Annotated in this window: 16 protein-coding genes; 12 read left to right on the top strand and 4 right to left on the bottom strand. The window is 72.6% G+C overall.

From position 1 onward, the window contains the following. The first annotated feature begins 4 nt into the window (after positions 1-4). From BS83_RS30560 to BS83_RS30535, 6 genes are all read left to right on the top strand, one after another. Positions 5-829: a DUF1345 domain-containing protein gene (locus BS83_RS30560; protein ID WP_232248524.1), complete on the top strand. Its 825-nt coding sequence runs from the start codon at positions 5-7 to the stop codon at positions 827-829. A gap of 213 nt (positions 830-1,042) precedes the next feature. Beyond that, entirely contained in the window at positions 1,043-1,822 is a 780-nt protein-coding gene (locus BS83_RS30555) for an MHYT domain-containing protein (RefSeq protein ID WP_037610176.1), read from the top strand. After that, positions 1,819-4,575 carry a sensor histidine kinase gene (locus BS83_RS30550; RefSeq protein ID WP_063774258.1) on the top strand — a complete coding sequence of 919 codons (2,757 nt, stop codon included), beginning with the start codon at positions 1,819-1,821 and terminating at the stop codon, positions 4,573-4,575. The genes BS83_RS30555 and BS83_RS30550 overlap by 4 nt, the downstream gene beginning before the upstream one ends. Further along, positions 4,547-4,969, top strand: a complete 423-nt coding sequence (locus BS83_RS30545) for a roadblock/LC7 domain-containing protein (RefSeq protein ID WP_037606671.1) — start codon at positions 4,547-4,549, stop codon at positions 4,967-4,969. The genes BS83_RS30550 and BS83_RS30545 overlap by 29 nt, the downstream gene beginning before the upstream one ends. Positions 4,970-4,974: 5 nt before the next feature. Beyond that, positions 4,975-5,358: a DUF742 domain-containing protein gene (locus BS83_RS30540; RefSeq protein ID WP_051944356.1), complete on the top strand. Its 384-nt coding sequence runs from the start codon at positions 4,975-4,977 to the stop codon at positions 5,356-5,358. Positions 5,359-5,419: 61 nt separating this feature from the next. After that, positions 5,420-5,971, top strand: a complete 552-nt coding sequence (locus BS83_RS30535) for a GTP-binding protein (protein WP_051945656.1) — start codon at positions 5,420-5,422, stop codon at positions 5,969-5,971. Positions 5,972-6,023: 52 nt separating this feature from the next. Here the strand turns inward: BS83_RS30535 and BS83_RS30530 are convergent, their stop codons facing one another. Together BS83_RS30530 and BS83_RS30525 are read right to left on the bottom strand one after the other, a co-directional pair. Then, a complete protein-coding gene (locus BS83_RS30530; RefSeq protein ID WP_037606668.1) occupies positions 6,024-6,593 on the bottom strand; it encodes a hypothetical protein in 570 nt (189 codons plus the stop codon). A 111-nt stretch (positions 6,594-6,704) separates the two neighbouring features. Then, positions 6,705-7,115, bottom strand: a complete 411-nt coding sequence (locus BS83_RS30525) for a VOC family protein (protein ID WP_037606667.1) — start codon at positions 7,113-7,115, stop codon at positions 6,705-6,707. Positions 7,116-7,345: 230 nt separating this feature from the next. Between BS83_RS30525 and BS83_RS30520 the strand changes: the two genes are divergently transcribed. Beyond that, positions 7,346-8,542, top strand: coding sequence for an IS110 family RNA-guided transposase (locus tag BS83_RS30520; protein WP_037600031.1), 1,197 nt, complete (start codon positions 7,346-7,348; stop codon positions 8,540-8,542). A gap of 22 nt (positions 8,543-8,564) precedes the next feature. Here BS83_RS30520 and BS83_RS30515 read toward each other — a convergent pair whose 3' ends face one another. After that, on the bottom strand, positions 8,565-9,005 hold the full coding sequence (locus tag BS83_RS30515) for a helix-turn-helix transcriptional regulator (RefSeq protein ID WP_037606666.1): 441 nt from the start codon (positions 9,003-9,005) through the stop codon (positions 8,565-8,567). Positions 9,006-9,085: 80 nt separating this feature from the next. Beyond that, positions 9,086-9,856, bottom strand: a complete 771-nt coding sequence (locus BS83_RS30510; RefSeq protein ID WP_037606665.1) for a lysophospholipid acyltransferase family protein — start codon at positions 9,854-9,856, stop codon at positions 9,086-9,088. A 383-nt stretch (positions 9,857-10,239) separates the two neighbouring features. Between BS83_RS30510 and BS83_RS30505 the strand changes: the two genes are divergently transcribed. The 5 genes from BS83_RS30505 (at position 10,240) to BS83_RS30485 (ending at position 15,273) form a co-directional block, all read left to right on the top strand. Then, complete coding sequence (locus tag BS83_RS30505) at positions 10,240-11,025, top strand: electron transfer flavoprotein subunit beta/FixA family protein (RefSeq protein ID WP_037606664.1); 786 nt, start codon at positions 10,240-10,242, stop codon at positions 11,023-11,025. A gap of 50 nt (positions 11,026-11,075) precedes the next feature. Further along, the gene (locus tag BS83_RS30500) at positions 11,076-12,044 is read left to right on the top strand and encodes an electron transfer flavoprotein subunit alpha/FixB family protein (RefSeq protein WP_037606663.1); all 969 of its coding nucleotides are present in this window, start codon (positions 11,076-11,078) and stop codon (positions 12,042-12,044) included. 155 nt (positions 12,045-12,199) lie between these two features. Continuing rightward, a complete protein-coding gene (locus BS83_RS30495; protein WP_332262356.1) occupies positions 12,200-13,135 on the top strand; it encodes an NUDIX hydrolase in 936 nt (311 codons plus the stop codon). A gap of 40 nt (positions 13,136-13,175) precedes the next feature. Next, on the top strand, positions 13,176-14,012 hold the full coding sequence (locus BS83_RS30490; RefSeq protein WP_051944355.1) for a DUF4184 family protein: 837 nt from the start codon (positions 13,176-13,178) through the stop codon (positions 14,010-14,012). A gap of 70 nt (positions 14,013-14,082) precedes the next feature. Continuing rightward, positions 14,083-15,273, top strand: a complete 1,191-nt coding sequence (locus BS83_RS30485; protein WP_037610173.1) for a geranylgeranyl reductase family protein — start codon at positions 14,083-14,085, stop codon at positions 15,271-15,273. Positions 15,274-15,398: the final 125 nt, after the last annotated feature.

The raw sequence follows: 15,398 nt of genomic DNA, 5'->3' as shown, positions 1-15,398 counted from the left end.
GGCCGTGACCGACCACGACGCACAGCCCGACATCGAGCACGAGACCGCGCACGACACGCAGCACGACGGGGAGCACGACGGGGAGCACGAGGCGGCGCGGGACTCCGCCCGCGTGGCCGACCAGGCCGTCGCCGAGCCCGACCAGGATGACGACGACGACCTCTCCCTGCCCGCATGGCTCCGGCGGACGGAGGGCGAGCAGCGCTGGAGCGTGATGATCGCGCTGCTCGTCGCCATCGCCATCCAGCTGTCGCTGCCGGAACGCCTCAGCATCCACCCGCAGTGGCTCATGCCGGCGCTGGAGATGGCACTGATCGTCGCGCTGGTGGCGGCCAACCCGCACCGCAGGATGCCCGCGAGCCCGGCGGCCAAGGTCCGGATCATGAGCCTGCTGCTGGCCTGCGCCGTCAGCCTGGCCAACGCCTGGTCGGCGGTGATGCTGGTGCGCGACCTGATCCACGGCTCGCAGGGGATCACCCCGGTCCAGCTGCTGATGACCGGCGCCGGGATCTGGATCACCAACATCATCGCCTACAGCCTCTGGTACTGGGAGTGGGACCGCGGCGGTCCGGTGCTGCGGGCCATGGGCACGCACAAGCACCCCGACTTCCTCTTCCCGCAGATGCAGCAGGAGGGGATCGCCCGGCCGGACTGGGAGCCGCAGTACGTCGACTACCTCTATGTGGCCTTCACCAACGCGACCTCGTTCAGCCCGACGGACACCATGCCGTTGTCACGCTGGGCGAAGCTGCTGATGGCCTCGCAGTCGCTGGTCTCACTGCTCACCCTGGCGCTCGTCATCGCCCGCGCGGTCGGCGTGCTGCAGTAGCGCCGACCCCAGCGCAGTCGAACCCCGCGCAGCAGACCCCCGCTGAGCTGCGGAAACACCAGTACCAAGGGTAGGCACATACCTCATTAGTTCAGCACACCCCGCTCCGCTCTGCGGTGCTTTTGCGGATGTCCGCGTATTCGAGTGAATCCGCTGAGTAGCGTCCCTCCCCATGCCGCAACGAGCGTACGGAGAGGCTGCCGCATGGGCACGATGGGGAGCATGACCGAGCTGGGATACGGCTGGCTGACGCCGATCCTGTCGTATCTGATGGCCGTCCTCGGCTCGGCCCTGGGGCTGCGCTGCACCGTGCGGGCCGTCGCCGCGACCGGACGCGCCAAGCGCAACTGGCTGCTGACGGGCGCTTCCGCGATCGGGTCCGGGATCTGGACCATGCACTTCGTCGGGATGCTCGGCTTCACCGTGACCGGCACGGAGATCCGCTACAACGTGCCGCTGACGATCCTCAGCCTGCTCGGCGCCCTGGTCTTCGTCGGCATCGGCGTCTTCGCCGTCGGCTACGGGAAGCACAAGTTCCGCTCGCTGCTGCTCGGCGGGACCACGACGGGCTTCGGGGTCGCCGCCATGCACTACCTCGGCATGCTCGCGCTCGACCTGCACGGGAACGTGCGGTACGACCCCACCACCGTCGCCCTCTCGGTGATCATCGCCGTCGCCGCCGCCACCGCCGCCCTCTGGGCCGGCCTGAACATCGCCGGACCGGTCGCCGCGGCGGGCGCGGCGCTGGTCATGGGACTGGCCGTCAGCTCCATGCACTACACCGGGATGTACGCGGTGACCGTGCAGGTCCAGCCCTCCGTCGCCCCGCTGCAGGGGGCGACGCTGATGCAGTTCATCTTCCCGCTCGCCGTCGGCCTCGGCTCGTACCTGTTCCTGACCTCGGCCTTCGTCGCGCTCTCGCCCACCGCGCACGAGCGGGCCGAGAACGCGACCGCCGAGGGCCTGCGTCACCTGCCGGCGGTGCAGTCGTGACGGCGGCCCCCGGACCGGGCGCCGCCTCCCACGGGGGAGCGGGCGCGACCACCTCGACGACCGGCAGTCTCAGACCCGCGGCCTTCGCCGCGAACGGCCGGCCGCGGCCCGCCCACGCCGGACCGCCCGCCAGCGAGGAACGCCACCTCGGCCTCGGCGGCTACCGGCCCGCCCGCCCCGTGACGCTGCGGCTGAGGCTGCGGCCGCGCACGGTCCGCGCCCGCATCGTGTCGCTGCTCATGGTGCCCGTCGTCTCGCTGCTCGCCCTCTGGGCCTTCGCGACCGTCACCACCGCACAGTCCGTCGACTCGCTGATCCGACTCAAGCAGGTCGACCAGACACTGCTCTCGCCCGTCGGCGCCACCGTCGACGCCGTGCAGGCCGAGCGCGCCGCCGCCCTCGCCTACCTGGCCGCCCCCGTACCGTCCCGGATGGACGCCTTCGACGCCAGGGCCCGCGCCACCGACGCGGCGGTCGGCGTGATGGACCAGGACATCCTGCGCGGCGAATCCACCGCCACCGGTCTCTCCACCACGCTCGCGGGGCGGATCGACGCCCTGAACACGGCCACCGCGGGCCTGCGCCAACTGCGCGCCCGCGTCGAGGGCCGCCAGCTCGACTGGACCGCCGCGGCCGACGGCTATGCCGGGCTCGTGGACAGTGCTTTCGGCGTCGTCGGCTCGCTCACCGGCGTGCAGAACAGCGGCATCGCCTCGGACGCCCGCGTGGTGCTCGAACTCTCCCAGGCGCGCGAGATGCTCGCCCGCGAGGACGCGGCCGTCCAGTCCGCGCAGGCCGCGGGGCGGATGAGCCCCGAGCAGTACCAGGAGTTCACCGGGGCCCTCTACTCCCAGCGCGCCACGGCCCGGTCCGCCGCGCCCGACCTGCGCCCCGCCGACCTCGCCGCGTACCGGCAGGTGAGCGGCGGACCGCAGGCGCAGGCGCTGACCCGGATGGAGGACGCGATCCGCACCGGCGGCGGGGGAACCCGCTCCGCCCAGGCCGCGGGCGGCGACTGGGCGCCGACCGCGGCCGGCGTCCAGCAGCAGCTCGACGCCGTCCTGACCGGCGCGGGCGCAGCCGCGGGCGCGAACGCGGACCCGTACAGCGTGGCGGTGCTCACCAGGAACGGCGCGGCGGTCCTCTTCGGCCTCGCGGCCGTCTGCGTCTCGCTGCTGATCTCGGTGCGCATCGGCCGCGGTCTGGTCGTCGAGCTGGTCGGGCTGCGCAACTCCGCGCTGGAGCTGGCCGGTCGACGCCTTCCCGCCGCGATGCGGCGGCTGCGGGCCGGCGAGGAGATCGACATCGAGGCCGAGGCCCCGGTCGTGCAGGCGGGCGAGGACGAGATCGGCCAGGTCGGCGAGGCGCTGAACTCGGTGCAGCGCGCCGCGCTCACCGCGGCCGTGGAGCGTGCGGAGGTGCTCTCCGGGGTCTCCGGCGTCTTCGTCAACCTCGCCCGGCGCAGCCAGGTGCTGGTGCACCGTCAGCTCACCCTGCTCGACGCGATGGAGCGCCGCACCGAGGACCCGGGAGAGCTGGAGGACCTGTTCAGGCTGGACCACCTCACCACCCGGATGCGCCGCCACGCCGAGGGCCTGATCATCCTCTCCGGCGCCGCGCCCGGCCGGGCCTGGCGCAGGCCGGTGCCGCTGCTGGACGTGGTCCGCTCCGCGGTCGCCGAGGTCGAGGACTACTCGCGGGTGGACGTCCGCCGGCTGCCCGGCGTCGCGGTGGTGGGCGCGGCCGTCGCCGACCTCACCCACCTGATCGCCGAGCTGGTCGAGAACGCGACCGCCTTCTCGCCCCCGCACACCAAGGTCGTGGTCACCGGCGAGCAGGTCGGCGCCGGCTACGCGGTCGAGATCGAGGACCGGGGCCTCGGGATGGGCAAGGAGGCGGTGGCGGAGGCCAACCGCAGGATCGCCGACGCACAGCAGGCCGACCTCTTCGACAGCGACCGGCTCGGTCTCTTCGTCGTCAGCCGACTGGCCCGCCGCCACGGCGTCCGGGTCTCGCTGCGACCTTCGGCCTACGGCGGCACCACCGCCGTGGTCCTGCTGCCGACCGCCCTGCTGGAGACCGGCCGCACCCGGCAGCGCGCGCCGATCGACGCGGAGCTCGACCTGCCGCCGCTGGCGCCGCCGGAGCCGGCGACGGTGATGGCCGGGGTCGGCGCGGGTGGCACCGCGGACGGCGCCGAGCGTCCGCTGCCGCCGCTGGTCGCCGACCCCGCGGCGGACCGGCCCACCGGTCGGGCCGGCGTGTCCGTCGGCTCCCTCGACGACGAGCCGCTCGACGACGGGCCGGCGCACGACCCGCACCTCGAAGACCGCCGCCTCGAAGTCCGGCACCCCGTGGACCGGCGTACCGGGGACGGGGAACCCGACGAGCACCCGGGCGTCGGCCGCCGCGCCGCGACGGACCGCGCGGGCGCGACGCCGCTGCGGCGCAACACCGAAGAGCTCCCGCGCCGGGTCCGCCAGGCCAATCTCGCCGTGCAGTTGCGCGACGCCCCGCCGGTCGAGCGCACCAGGCCGTCGCGCGACGGCGGCGCCCAGGAGCGCAGCCCGGAAGAGGCCAGGGCCACGATGTCGGCGCTGCGCGACGGCTGGGCCCGGGGGCGCGGCGGTCACGGCGGGCCGGCGGGCCAGGGCACGGCACGGCATCTGAAGATCCACCAGGAACGGCAGCAGGACGTCGAAGACTTCGAGAGGAAGGCCGCGGATGGCCGCGACGATGAACCACACCGGTGAACTGAACTGGTTGCTGGACGAGCTGGTCTCCCGCGTCGCCCAGGTCCGCCACGCCGTCGTGCTCTCCCGCGACGGTCTGGCCCTCGGGGTCTCGGCCGGGCTCAGCCGTGAGGACGGCGAGCACCTGGCCGCGGTCGCATCCGGCTTCCACAGTCTGGCCAAGGGCACCGGCCGCCACTTCGACGCGGGCGAGGTCCGCCAGACCATGGTGGAGCTCGACGGCGGCTTCCTCTTCGTCGTCGCGGCGGGGGACGGCACCTGTCTCGCGGTCTTCAGCGGGGCGGACGCCGACATCGGCCTGATCGCCTACGAGATGGCCCGGCTGGTCCGCCGGGTGGGCGAGCACCTGTACACGCCGCCGCGCACCGCGGTGGATGCGCCCTCGGCAGGCTGAGCGCGATGGACTCGAACTGGTTCGACGAGGAGGCGGGCCCGATGGTCCGCCTCTACGCCCTGACCCGGGGCCGGACCAGGCCCGCCAGCGAGGCCTTCGACCTGATCGCGATGATCGTCGCGGACACCCCGTACGGTGCCGACAGCCCGTACGGCGCGGAGCTCGGGATCGCCCCCGAGCCCGCCGCGATCCTCGACCTGTGCCGGTTCCAGGCCCAGTCCGTCGCCGAGATCGCCGCCGATCTGGACCTGCCGGTCGGGGTCGTCCGGGTACTGCTCGGCGACCTCCTGGACGCGGGCCTGATCCGCGTCAGCCGCCCCGTCCCGCCCGCCATGCTCCCCGACGAGCGCATCCTGCGAGAAGTGATCAATGGCCTCCGCGCACTCTGACGCATCCGTTCCCGTTCCCGCCGGTACGAAGAAGGCGGCCGTCGCCGACGCCGAGCCCGCGATGGCCCTGAAGATCCTGGTCGCCGGCGGATTCGGGGTCGGCAAGACCACCCTGGTCGGCGCGGTCAGCGAGATCCGCCCGCTGCGCACCGAGGAGCTGCTGACCGAGGCCGGCCGGGGCGTGGACGACCTCGGCGGCGTCGAGCAGAAGACCACGACCACGGTGGCCATGGACTTCGGCCGGATCACCATCCGCGACGGCCTGTCCCTCTACCTCTTCGGCACCCCGGGTCAGGACCGCTTCTGGTTCCTCTGGGACGAGCTTGCCCACGGCGCGCTGGGCGCGGTCGTGCTGGCCGACACGCGCCGACTGGAGGACTGCTTCCCCTCGGTGGACTACTTCGAGCGGCGCGGCATCCCCTTCGTGGTCGCGGTGAACTGCTTCACCGGGGCCCGCAAGCACGCCGTGGAACGGATCGGCGCCGCGCTCGACCTGGAGGAGGGCACACCGGTGCTGCTCTGCGACGCGCGCGAGCGGGACTCGGGCAAGAAGGTGCTGATCGCGCTGGTCGAACACGCCAGCCGGCTGCACGCCGCCAGGATGCTGAGCTGACGGGGGAGCGGCAGCCGGCCGGCGGCCGACGGCGGGGCGGCGGAGTACCGGCTCAGGCCGCGACGACGCTGATCGTCACGCTGTAGCTGCCCTGGCCCGCCGGGCAGCGGCGCGCCTCGCCGCAGCTGGTGCGGGAGGCCGTGAGGGTGGCCGTGCCGACGGACAGTGCGGAGAAGTCGGTCTCCTGCGGCCGGCAGCCCACCCCGGGCGCGCAGCTCGCGGGGGAGGGGGCCAGGTAGCTGGGCGCGCCGTCCTGCCGGACGACGGCGGGCGCACTGCTGCCCGCGACCTGCCAGTAGCCGCCGGTCAGCACGAGGGCGACGCGCTGGCCCTGGTGCACGGTGACGGTGTGGCCCTTGTCGTTGTCGCCGACCTTCACGACCGTGCTCGCCCCCGCGCCCGTCCCGGTACCCGAGGAGCCGGGCGTCGCCGCGCCGGTCGCCGAGGTCCCCGCGGCCGAGGAGCCCGCCGTCGGCGTGCCGGAGGCGGAGGCGACCGAGGCGGACGAGCTGGGCGCGCCCTGGGCGGCCGGGGAGGTCGGGGTGGACGACCCGCACCCGGTGAGCAGGGCGGCGATGGTGACGGCGCCGGCGGCGGTGACAGCGACGACGGACGGCTTCATGGTGGCTCCTCGGCAGTTCGGTTGCCGTTGTGACGGAACCCGGTGCCGTCCGGTTCCACTTTGGCCGGCCCTTCCGTTCCGGGCATGTCATCCGCCCGGTCGAGGCGTCCGTCAGGCGCCGGGCGCCTGGGAGATGCGGACCAGATTGCCCGAAGGGTCCCTGAACGCGCAGTCGCGCGGACCCCAGGGCTGGTCGATGGGCTCCTGCATCACCTCGGCGCCGGAGGCCCGCAGCTTCTCGAAGGTCGCGTCCACGTCGTCGGTGCGGAACACCAGCTGCGGCAGGACGCCCTTGATCAGCAGTTCCTGGAGGGCGTCGCCGTCGGCCTTGGACCGCCCAGCGTGCGGGACCGACAGGACGATCTCCAGGTCGGGCTGGGCGGGGCTGCCGAGGGTGATCCAGTGGAAGCCGTCCGAGGCCACGTCGTTGCGCACCTCGAGACCGAGCCCGTCCCGGTAGAAGCCGAGCGACTCGTCCGTGTCGTTGACCGTGATGTTGCAGTACTGCAGAGAGATGCTCATGCAGCTCTACCTTCCTTTTGGGTTCGTCCCAGCCATTCGTAGGGTTGTGGCACCCAGGGGAACCGGGTGTGGCTTTCATGCGGCTGCCGTCCGTGGCTCTGTGGGCTTGGCCGCCCGGTTCCCCACGACGACTCGGCCGCCGATTGGGAAGTGCGAGAAGGTCGCTGTGTAGAGCAATGCCGGCGAGGTCGTCCGTGGTACGCAAGACAGGAACGACCTGATGGAGAGCGATGAGCCGGATATGGGCGGGGACCGACTGCGGCAAGACCCACCACCACACGCTGGTTCTGGACGTCGAGGGCAACACGCTGCTGTCGCGGCGGGTGGCGAACGACGAGCCGGAGCTTCTCCAGCTGGTCGCCGACGTCCTGGACCTTGCCGACGGTGGCGCGGTGACCTGGGCGATGGACATGACCGGCGGTGAAACCGGCCTGCTGATCAACCTCCTGGCCAACCACGGCCAGGAGCTCCTCTACATCCCCGGCGTCGCGGTCAACCGCGCCGCAGACAGCTACCGAGGCCAGGGCAAGACCGACGCCCGCGACGCCCACGTGATCGCCGACCAGGCCAGGATGCGGCGCGACCTGCTTCCCGTCCGCCTCGACGACGAGGGCATCATCGAACTGCGGCTGCTGACCGAGCACCGTGCAGACCTTGTCGGCGAGCGCACCCGCGTCACCAATCGGCTCCGTGCCCTGCTGACCAGCATGTTCCCGGCGTTGGAACGGACCTTGGACCTCGGCAACGCCGGCCCGCTGCGGCTTCTGACCGGCTACCAGACACCAGCGGCCATTCGCCGATCCGGCACCAAGCGGCTGACGACCTGGCTCCGCAACCGCAAGGTCTACGGCGCGGAGGCGCTGGCCGCCAAGACTGTCGAAGCGGCTGAGCGGCAGCACACCGCCGTCGCCGGAGAGAAAGCCATCGCCCAGATGGTCCACACCCTGGCCGAGGAGGTGATCGCCCTCAACGAGAAGATCGCGGAGACCGACAAGCTCGTCGAGGGACGGTTTCGGGAGCACGAACTCGCGGAGGTGATCACCTCGATGCCGGGCGTCGGCTCCACCCTCGGAGCGGAGTTCCTCGCCGCAATAGGCGGCAGCCTGGCCGCTTTCCCCACTGCGGATCGCCTTGCGGCCTTCGCCGGAGTCACCCCGGCCCCGAAGGACTCCGGCAAGGTCAGCGGCAACCTCCATCGCCCCCAGCGATACCACCGGGGCCTCCAGCGGGTCTTCTACACCTCCGCGCTCATCAGCATCCAGCGCGACCCAAACTCCCGCACCTACTACGACCGCAAGAGGGCCGAAGGCAAGCGGCACGTCCAGGCAGTCCTCGCACTCGCACGCCGCCGCGTGAACGTCCTCTGGGCACTCATTCGTGACGGACGGTGCTACCAAATCGCACCTCCTGTCACCGAAGCGGCTTGACATCAGCATTGGGAAGCCCACGTTAGGCAGCGGTGGTGCCGGCCGCTTCTTCGATCCTGAGCGGCCGGTCCCGCATCGGGCGGGTGCGCACCTTGGCCACGCAGGACGGCATCGCCAGCACGGCGCTGTGCCCGCGGGCCCGGTAGGCGCTCGGGGTGAGGCCGACCAGCTCGGTGAAGCGGGAGCTGAACGAGCCGAGCGAGGTGCAGCCGACCGCCATGCAGGCGTCGGTCACGCTCATGCCGGAGCGCAGCAGGGCCATCGCCCGCTCGACGCGGCGGGTCATGAGGTAGCTGTAGGGCGTCTCGCCGTAGGCCGCCCGGAACGCGCGGGAGAAGTGTCCCGGCGACATCAGGGCGTGGCGCGCCATCGTCGGCACGTCCAGCGGACGGGCGTACTCCCGGTCGACCAGATCCCGCGCCCGCCGAAGGTGCGCGAGGTTGGCGAGTTGCTGCTGGTCCATCGCACGAAGGTAGCACCCGCCGCCGACAGCACCCGCGCTGAACTGCGCGGATGCGTCGTGCCGGCCGCCGTCGGCGCGGCTCAGTCCGGTCGGCCGGCGCGCTCGGCCTTCTCTGCGGCCGCCTTCTCGTCCTCCGCCTCGGCCTGCTCCGGGGTGGGCGCGGTGCCACCCAGCTGCGCGGGCAGCCACCAGGTGTCCTCGGGGCCGGAGGGGGAGTCCGGGTAGTTGCGCTGGGCGCGGTCCAGCAGCTCGCTCATGGCGGCGCGCAGGCGGCGCGTCACCATGACGGGCCGGTCCTCGGGGGTGAGCACGATCGGCTCGCCGATGTAGATGGTGATCGGGGTGTGGCGTCGGGTCAGGTTCTTCTTCCTGCCCTTGGTCCACAGCCGCTGGGTGCCCCACAGGGCGACCGGCAGCAGCGGCACCTGAGCGTCCGCGGCCATGCGGGCGGCGCCGGTCTTGAACTTCTTGAGCATGAACGACCGGCTGATCGTCGCCTCGGGGAAGACGCCGACGACCTCGCCCGCGCGCAGCGCCTTGACGGCGGCGTCGTAGGCGGGCTGGCCGTCGGAGCGGTCCACCGAGATGTGCTTCATCCCGCGCATGAGCGGGCCGGAGATCCGGTGGCGGAAGACGTCGTCCTTGGCCATGAAGCGGGTCAGCCGGCGGGCGGACTTGAACGCGCCGAGGCCGGCGAAGAGGAAGTCGAGGTAGCTGATGTGGTTGCTGACCAGCACGGCACCGCCGCGGCGCGGTACGTTCTCCGCGCCGACGATCTCGATCTTCAGGTCCAGCCCCCGGAACACGGCCAGGGCGGAGCCGATGACCGGCGGGTACACAAGATCTGCCACAGTCAGCCCAATGCTCAGCGGGCCGGTGCCCGAGCCTACGGTTACGTCAGCGTAGGTTGCTGACTCGCGGATAGTTTCGCACGACTGTTGGCCGGATTAATACGATCGAGAGCCACCTCACCTCGGATCAGTATGCGTTCCTGACGCCCTCGGAGTCGGCAGTGAATCGTCGGCGGTCGAACGTCGTCGGCCGGTCGGCTGCGGGTCGGCGGTCAATAGGGTCGATCTCACAACGACTGGCGTCGGGCCTGTCGTTCCCCTTGCAGCCGCTTGGGGGATTATGGCCGTGACGGCGCACGCGTCGGCGGGGTCTCCGCACGACGGGGCGCGGCAGGGCGTAAGCTACCTGGCAGTAACAAAGGGACCAGTACAGGAGACAGGTCGTGAGCTTGAGGATCGTTGTCTGTGTGAAGTACGTGCCCGACGCGACCGGGGATCGTCGGTTCGCGGAGGATTTCACGACCGACCGTGACGGGGTCGACGGCCTGTTGTCGGAGCTGGACGAGTACGGGGTGGAGCAGGCGTTGCGGATCGCGGAGGCGTCGGGGGACGCCGAGGTGACCGTGGTGACGGTGGGTGGGGACGACGCGAAGGACGCGTTGCGCAAGGCGTTGTCGATGGGTGCGGACAAGGCCGTGCACGTGAACGACGAGGACATTCACGGGTCGGACGTGATGGGTACGTCGCTGGTGCTGGCGAAGGCGGTGGAGCGGACCGGTTTCGATCTGGTGGTGTGCGGGATGGCGTCGACGGACGGCACGATGGGTGTGCTGCCGGCGCTGTTGGCGGAGCGGCTGGGGGTGCCGGCGGTGACGCTGGTGTCGGAGGTCGCGGTCGCGGGCGGCACGGTGACCGGTCGTCGGGACGGTGACACGGCCACGGAGCTGCTGGAGGCCTCCCTGCCGGCGGTCGTCAGTGTGACCGACCAGTCGGGTGAGGCGCGGTATCCGTCGTTCAAGGGGATCATGGCGGCGAAGAAGAAGCCGGTGGAGTCCCTGGACCTGGACGATCTGGGTCTGGAGGCGGAGCAGGTCGGCCTGGCTGCGGCGTGGACCGCGGTCGACTCGGCCGCCGCCCGTCCGGCGCGGACCGCCGGGACCGTCGTCAAGGACGAGGGCGAGGGCGGCAAGCAGCTCGCCGAGTTCCTGGCGTCGCAGAAGTTCATCTAGTCCGGTCCCTCTCTCTTCTGGCTTCTTTGTTTCGTTCTGGAGTTTTGATCATGGCTGAGGTTCTGGTCCTGGTGGACCATGTGGACGGTGTGGTGCGCAAGCCCGCGCTGGAGTTGCTGACGTTGGCGCGTCGGGTGGGGACGCCGGTCGCGGTGGTGCTGGGCGCGGGTGACGCGGCCGGTGCGGTGGCGGCGAAGGCGGGTGAGTTCGGTGCGGAGCGGGTGCTGACCGCGGACGCGGCCGAGTTCGCGGACTTCCTGGTGGTGCCGAAGGTCGACGCGCTGGAGCAGATCGCGAAGCAGGTGTCGCCGGCGGCGGTGCTGGTGACGTCGTCGGGTGAGGGCAAGGAGATCGCGGCGCGCCTGGCGCTGCGGCTGGGGTCGGGCGTGATCACCGATGCGGTGGACCTGGTCGCGGGTGAGTCGGGTCCGGTGGCGACGCAGTCGGCGTTCGCGGCGTCGTTCTCGGTGCGGTCGCGGGTCTCGCACGGGACGCCGGTGATCACGGTGAAGCCGAACGCGGTCGGCCCGGAGGCCGCCCCGGCGGCGGGTGCGGTCGAGCCGGTCACGGTCGCGTTCTCGGCGGCCGCGTCGGGCACGCGGGTGACGTCGCGGACGGCGCGGGTCTCCTCGGGGCGTCCGGAGCTGACCGAGGCCGCGATCGTGGTGTCGGGTGGTCGTGGTGTGGGGGCGGCGGAGGGTTTCGGCGTGGTCGAGGCGCTGGCCGATTCGCTGGGTGCGGCGGTGGGCGCGTCGCGGGCCGCGGTGGACGCGGGCTGGTACCCGCACGCGAACCAGGTCGGTCAGACCGGTAAGCAGGTCTCGCCGCAGTTGTACATCGCGAACGGGATCTCCGGCGCGATCCAGCACCGGGCCGGCATGCAGACCTCCAAGACCATCGTCGCGGTGAACAAGGACCCGGAGGCGCCGATCTTCGAGCTCGCCGACTTCGGCGTCGTGGGCGACCTGTTCGCGGTCCTGCCCCAGCTCACCCAGGAGATCAACACCCGCAAGGGCTGACCACTCCCGGTAACGCGCAGCAACCGACGGACCCCGCACGGCCAGACCGCCGTGCGGGGTCCGTCGTACGATGCGGGCTGGCTCGCTGAACTCAGGCTGGGGGACATGTGATCGTCTGGCTCAACGGCCCGTCCGGTGCCGGCAGCACAACGACCGTGCGTGACCTGCACCGACTGCTTCCCGGCTCCCACGTCTTCGACCCGGAGGACATCAGCCGGCTGCTGCGCCGGATCCTTCCGGTGGACGCCCTGCGCGGTCCCGCCGACTGTCAGGACCTGCTCGCCTGGCGCCGCCTCGTCCCGGACGCGCTGAGCGCGCTGAGCGCCCAACTGGGGCCGGACGTCCCGCTGCTGGTGCCGATGGCGCTGCATCGGCAGGAGTACCGCGACGAGATCTTCGGCACCCTGGCGTCGCGACGGCTGGAGGTCCACCACATCCTGCTGCACGTCGACGAAACGATTCTGCGTGCGCACCTGGACGCCGACCGGGTCGACGCCTACCGCGCCGCCCTGGACTGGCTCCGCAGGGACACCGCCCTCGTGCCGGCCTCGGAGCTGACGCCGCTGCAGGCGGCACAGCGCGTGGTGGAGTTGGTGCGTTCCGGTGGCGCGCGGGTGCCGATCGTGCAGGATCCGGTCGCGCGCGGCGACACCGTCGCGGCGGCGGTGCTGCTGTTCGACGAGGCGGACCGGGTCCTGCTCGTCGATCCGGTCTACAAGCCGGGCTGGGAGTTCCCCGGCGGGGTCGTCGAGACGGGAGAGGCGCCCTCGGCCGCGGCGGTGCGCGAGGCGGAGGAGGAACTCGGCCTGGCCCTGACCGAGGACGCGCTCCGGCTGCTCGCCGTGGACTGGGAGCCCAACGGCGGTCCCCGCTCCGGCGGCCTGCGGCTGGTCTTCGACGGCGGGCGGGTGAGCGCCGCCGCGCGGGCGCGGCTGAGGCTCCCGGCCGCCGAACTGCGCGACTGGCGCTTCGCGGGTCCGGAGGAATGGCCCGAGCTGCTGGCGCCCAACAAGCTGGCCAGGCTCCGCGCCGCGCTCAGCGCCCGCGCGGTCGGCCGGACACTCTACCTGGAGGCGGGCCAGGAGGGTTGATCGCGGGCGGCACGGCGGATCTTCGGGGCAGGATGGGCCTGTGCCGTTCACGTTGAGCCATCCCGCCGCCGTCCTCCCGTTCCTCCGAGCCGGGCGACCGCGTGGACGCCTGATCGCGTCGGCGCTGGTCGCCGGGTCGCTCGCGCCGGACGTGCCGTACTTCCTGGACAGCGTCCTGCCGGGGACCTACGGCATCGGCCGGCTGACGCACCGGCCGTGGGCGGTGGCGACGCTGGACGCCGCGGTCGCCGCCGGCCTGGTGGGCGCCTGGCACGGGCTGCTGCGCGAACCGCTCACCGCGCTGCTGCCGCAGCCGCTCGCCGACCGGGTGGCCGTGCTCACGAAGCCGACCCGCAGGACCGTCACCCCCGCCGACGCCGCGTGGTTCGTCGCCTCCGCGGGGGTGGGCGCGTTCACCCACGTGGCCTGGGACGCGTTCACTCATCACGGTCGTTTCGGCGAGCGGCACTGGCCCGCGCTCGGCCACCCGATCAACGGGCGGATGCCGGTCTACCAGGCCCTGCAGTGGGCGAGCTCCGTCGCCGGTCTGGCCGCGCTGGTCCGGGCGGGCGAAAGGACCCTGCGCGCCACGAAGCCGGAAGAACCCGTGGTCACCGCCGCGCCGGCCGCCCGGACACTCGGCCTGACCGTCCTCGCCTCGGCGACGGCGGTGGGCGCGATCCACCGGGCGCGCAGGGACGCGGCCCACCGCGGGGCGGGCCCGCTGCGGGGCAACGACCTCGTCGCGGCGGTCTCCTTCGGCGGCGGCGCGGGCGCGGCGCTCGGCGCGGCCGGGTGGGCGCTGTCCGCGCTGGCAGGCGGACGCGCAAGTAATATGACCGATCGTGAGCCAGAACCAGCGCCCCAGCGCAGATGACCCCCAGAACCTCGCCGCTGCCGAGGTCCCGACGGCCGAGCCGGCCGTCTCCGAGCCACCGGCGGACGAAGTGCTCGCGGACGAGCTGGCGGGTGTCTGGGACGTCGTCGTCGTGGGCGCGGGCCCGGCCGGCGCGTCGGCCGCGTACGGCGCGGCGGAGGCGGGCGCGACCCGGGTGCTGCTGCTCGACAAGGCCGCACCGCCGCGCTACAAGACCTGCGGCGGCGGCATCATCGGCCCCTCCAGGGACGCCCTCCCGCCCGGCTTCACCCTCCCGCTGAAGGACCGCGTCCACGCGATCACCTTCACCCTCGGCGGTCGCTACGAGCGCACCCGTCACTCGAAGCGGATGCTGTTCGGTCTGATCAACCGCGACGAGTTCGACCACGGTCTGGTCCAGGCCGCGGAGAAGGCGGGCGCGCTGCTCGTCACCGGCGTGACGGTGACGGGCGTGACCCAGCCGGACGAGGCCGAGGGCGGGCTCGCGCTGGTGGCGCTGCAGGACGGACGGGTCGTCAAGGCGCGCGCGGTGGTCGGCGCGGACGGCAGCGCGGGACGCGTCGGCGCGCACGTGGGCGTCGTCTTCGACCAGGTCGACCTGGGTCTGGAGGCGGAGATCCCGGTCCCGCCCGCCGTCGCCGCGCAGTGGCGCGGCCGGGTGCTGCTGGACTGGGGGCCGCTGGCGGGCTCCTACGGCTGGGTCTTCCCCAAGGGCGACAGCCTGACCGTCGGCGTCATCGCCGCCCGCGGCCGGGGCGCGGAGACGCGCGCCTACCTCAAGGACTTCATCGCCCAGCTCGGCCTGGACGGCTTCACGCCGAGCGTGGAGTCCGGCCACCTCACGCGCTGCCGCGCGGAGGACTCCCCGCTCGCCCGCGGCCGGGTCCTGGTCGCCGGGGACGCGGCGGGACTGCTGGAGCCGTGGACCCGCGAGGGCATCTCGTACGCGCTGCGGTCGGGCCGGCTGGCCGGCAAGTGGGCGGCGCGGGCGGCGGGGGCGACGTCGGAGGCGGCGGTCCGCAGGGAGGGTCTGGGCTACACCTTCGACATCCGCGCGGACCTGGGCGAGGAGATGCGGGTCGGCCGCAGGATGCTTGCCGCGTTCGAGCGCCGCCCCCAGGCGTTCCACGCGGCGGTCCTCACCTTCCGCCCGGCCTGGCGCGCTTTCGCGCGCGTCACCCAGGGCCACACGACGTTCGCCAGGCTCACCCGCGAGTACGGCGTCGCCCGCCAGACCATCGCCTTCCTCACCCGCCGCTGACCCCATCCACCCGGGGGCGCGAGGCTCTGCTCGATGAACTGCCTGCGCGACAAGCCACTCGTGAGCAGATGGTCCTCATCGCGCAGGGCCGTCCGCACAGGGTGGCTTCCCCGCGCCCCTGACGG

Origin of the sequence: Streptacidiphilus rugosus AM-16 (genome assembly GCF_000744655.1) — a bacterium.
Taxonomy (GTDB): Bacteria; Actinomycetota; Actinomycetes; order Streptomycetales; family Streptomycetaceae; genus Streptacidiphilus; species Streptacidiphilus rugosus.
Note: the sequence above shows the minus strand (reverse complement) of the source record. Positions and strands in the feature narration are given on the sequence as shown.